The organism is Burkholderia sp. Bp8991, from assembly GCF_003853795.1.
Lineage (GTDB): Bacteria > Pseudomonadota > Gammaproteobacteria > Burkholderiales > Burkholderiaceae > Burkholderia.
Window position 1 is genome coordinate 1 of the sequence record NZ_QTQJ01000066.1, and the last position, 3,577, is coordinate 3,577.

Here is a 3,577-nt window from a genome sequence, read left to right on the forward strand (position 1 = left end):
GCGTCGCCTTCCATCGTGACCGTGCCGGAATCCATCACGTAGCCGCGGTCGGCCGCTTGCAGCGCGAGCCGCGCGTTCTGCTCGACCAGCAGCACCGTGATGCCCTCCTTCGAGATCTCGCGCACCACTTCGAAGATCTTCTCGACCATGATCGGCGACAGGCCCATCGACGGCTCGTCGAGCAGCAGCAGCTTCGGCTTCGACAGGATCGCGCGCGACATCGCCAGCATCTGCTGCTCGCCGCCCGACAGCGTGCCCGCGAGCTGCGTCGCACGCTCCTTCAGACGCGGGAAGAAGCCGAACATCCGGTCGACGTCCTGCTTGATCTGCTCCTTGTCGTTGCGCAGGTATGCGCCCATCTGCATGTTCTCGATGATCGACATCCGCGCGAAGATCCCGCGACCTTCCGGCACCATCGCGAGGCCGCGCTTGAGCAGCTCGTGCGACGGCACGCCCTTGATCGACTTGCCGTCGTACTCGATGTCGCCCGCCGAATACGGCTTGAGACCCGTGATCGCCTTCATCGTCGTGGTCTTGCCCGCGCCGTTCGCGCCGATCAGCGTCACCAGCTCGCCCTGGCGGACTTCCATGTCAACGCCCTTGACGGCCTGGATGCCGCCGTAGTTGACCTGCAAGCCCTTGATTTTCAACATTGCCGCTGCCATCAGTGCACCCCTGCGCCGAGATATGCCTCAATCACCTTCGGATTCTTCTGCACGTCCTGCGGCAGACCCTCGGCGATCACCTTGCCGTAATCGAGCACCGTCATCCGGTTGCACAATCCCATCACGAGCTTCACGTCGTGCTCGATCAACAGGATCGTACGGCCGTCGGAGCGGATCTTGTCGAGCAGGCGCGTGAGTTCGACCTTCTCGGTCGCGTTCATCCCGGCCGCCGGCTCGTCGAGCGCGAGCAGCTTCGGGTCGGTCGCCAATGCGCGTGCAATCTCGAGACGGCGCTGGTGGCCGTACGACAGGTTGCGCGACGTGTAGTCTGCGTACTGCAGCACGCCGACGTATTCGAGCAGCTCGATCGCGCGTTCCTTGATCTCGCGCTCTTCCTGGCGCTCGGCCGGCGTCTGGAACACCGCGCCCAGCAGCCCGTGCTTGGTCCGCACGTGGCGGCCCACCATCACGTTCTCCAGCGCCGTCATCCCGCCGAACAGGCGGATGTTCTGGAACGTGCGCGCGATGCCCGTCTTCGCGACCTGGTGCACCGCGGTCGGCTTGTATTCCGTGCCGTCGAGCTTGAACTCGCCGGAGTCCGGCGTGTAGAGGCCCGTGATCACGTTGAAGAACGTGGTCTTGCCGGCGCCGTTCGGGCCGATCAGGCCGTAGATCTCGCCTTCCTTGATCTGCAGGCCGACGTCGGACAGTGCCTGCAGCCCGCCGAAGCGTTTGTTCACGCCCGAGACGGACAGTCGGATTTGCTTGTCGCTCATGTGTGTATCCCCTTGTCCGTTGGTTAAGCGCGCACCGGCTTCTTGCTGTTGCGCTTCGCCAGTTTCGCGATCTTGTCCTCATGCTTCGGCGCCGGCCACAGGCCTTCCGAGCGATACAGCATGATGATCACCATCGCGAGGCCGTACAGCGCCTGACGGATCACTTCGGTGTCGACGATGTCGTGACCGAAGATCGCGTGCTGCAGCGGGCTCATCGTCGAACGCAGGAATTCCGGGAAGATCGCGAGCAGCACCGCGCCCAGGATCACGCCCGGGATGTGGCCCATGCCGCCGAGCACCACGCACGCCAGCACGACGATCGATTCCCAGAACGTGAACGACTCGGGCGACACGAAGCCCTGGAACGCACCGAACATCGCACCCGACAGGCCGCCGAACGACGCGCCCATCGCGAACGCGAGCAGCTTCACGTTACGGGTGTTGATGCCCATCGCTTTCGCGGCGATTTCGTCTTCGCGGATCGCGGCCCATGCGCGGCCGATACGCGAGTGCTGCAGGCGCGTACAGACCCAGATCACCAGCAGCGCGCAGAGCACGAACAGGTAGTAGTACATGTAGACCGACGGCAGCTGGAAGCCGAAGATCGAGTGCGTCTGCGACAGGTTGAAGCCGCCGACGTGCACCGGATCGATGCCCGTGATCCCCTTCGGGCCGTTGGTGATGTTCACCGGACGGTCGAGGTTGTTCATGAAGATCCGGACGATTTCACCGAAGCCGAGCGTCACGATCGCCAGGTAGTCGCCGCGCAGGCGCAGCGTCGGCGCGCCGAGCAGGATGCCGAAGGTCGCCGCCAGCGCCATCGCGATCGGCACGATGATCAGGAACGGGATGTGCAGGCCGTTCGGCGCGAGCGCCGCGATCCACTCGAACTGCGAGGTCAGGTGCGGCGAACTCAGCAGTGCCGCCGTGTATGCGCCCACCGCGTAGAACGCGATGTAGCCGAGGTCGAGCAGGCCGGCGAAGCCGACCACCACGTTCAGGCCCAGCGCGAGCATCACGTACAGCATCGCGAAGTCGAGCACGCGGACCCAGTAGTTGCCGCCTGCCGAGCCGATGATGATCGGCGCCGCGATCACGAAGGCCGCGGTTAGGATGCCGATGACGACGGTCTTGGCGGTGTTGCGTTCTTCGACGAGCGACGTCGAGGATTCGATCGGTTGAATGGATGTCATGTTGTTTGCTCCCCTTCCGTTACGCGCGGTCCGCGACACGTTCGCCCAGCAGGCCCGACGGACGGAACACCAGCACGATGATCAGCACGATGAATGCGAACACGTCCTGGTAGTTACTGCCGAACACGCCACCCGTGAGGTTGCCGATGTAGCCCGCGCCGAGCTGCTCGATCAGGCCGAGCACCACGCCGCCGACCATCGCGCCGCCGAGGTTGCCGATCCCGCCGAGCACCGCCGCGGTGAACGCCTTCATGCCGGGGATGAAGCCCATGTAGAAGTGCACGTTGCCGTATTCGGACGCGATCATCACGCCGGCCAGCGCGGCGAGCGCGGAGCCGATCATGAACGTCGCCGAGATCACGAAGTTCGGGTTCACGCCCATCAGGCTCGCGGTGTTCGGGCTTTCGGCGATCGCGCGCATCGCGCGGCCGAGCTTGGTCTTGTGCACGAGCAGCAAGAGGCCTGCCATCACGATGAACGCCACCGCGATGATCACGATTTCGGTGACCGAGATCACGGCGCCGGGCGTCGTGTCGGTCGCCTTGATCACGTTGATCGGATCGGTCGGCAGCAATTGCGGGAACGGCAGCGGGTTGCGCGACCAGATGATCATCGCGGCCGTCTGCAGCAGGATCGACACGCCGATCGCGGTGATCAGCGGCGCGAGACGCGGCGCGCGGCGCAGCGGCCGGTACGCGACCCGCTCGATCGTGTAGCCCACGCACGCGCAGACGACGGCGGCGATGCCAAGGCCGATCGTCAGCGTCGCGACGTTGCCGAGTCCGGGAAAGTGGTTCTGCAGCACGGTGATCGCCGACAGGGCGACCATCGCGCCGATCATCAGCACGTCGCCGTGCGCGAAGTTGATGATGCCGAGAATGCCGTACACCATCGTGTAACCCAACGCGATGATGGCGTACACACTGCCGAGCACCAGCCCGTT

The 3,577-nt window shown here is 64.7% G+C and carries 4 protein-coding genes; all 4 read right to left on the minus strand.

The genetic code is table 11. The features are described from left to right. Positions 1-665: ABC transporter ATP-binding protein (locus DIE02_RS35110; protein ID WP_148092861.1), on the minus strand; the 665-nt coding region annotated here is incomplete at its 3' end. Further along, a complete protein-coding gene (locus DIE02_RS35115; protein ID WP_044845603.1) occupies positions 665-1,441 on the minus strand; it encodes an ABC transporter ATP-binding protein in 777 nt (258 codons plus the stop codon). The genes DIE02_RS35115 and DIE02_RS35110, both read right to left, overlap by 1 nt. 23 nt (positions 1,442-1,464) lie before the next feature. Next, entirely contained in the window at positions 1,465-2,634 is a 1,170-nt protein-coding gene (locus DIE02_RS35120) for an ABC transporter permease subunit (RefSeq protein ID WP_044845602.1), read from the minus strand. A gap of 19 nt (positions 2,635-2,653) precedes the next feature. Next, positions 2,654-3,577, minus strand: a 924-nt coding sequence (locus tag DIE02_RS35125) for a branched-chain amino acid ABC transporter permease (protein WP_148092733.1), incomplete at its 5' end; no start/stop codon positions are given.

Excerpts from the sequence above, each read along its gene's own strand:
- DIE02_RS35120 (WP_044845602.1), bottom strand. The coding sequence starts at position 2,634 with ATGACATCCATTCAACCGATCGAATCCTCGACGTCGCTCGTCGAAGAA.
- DIE02_RS35115 (WP_044845603.1), bottom strand. The coding sequence starts at position 1,441 with ATGAGCGACAAGCAAATCCGACTGTCCGTCTCGGGCGTGAACAAACGC.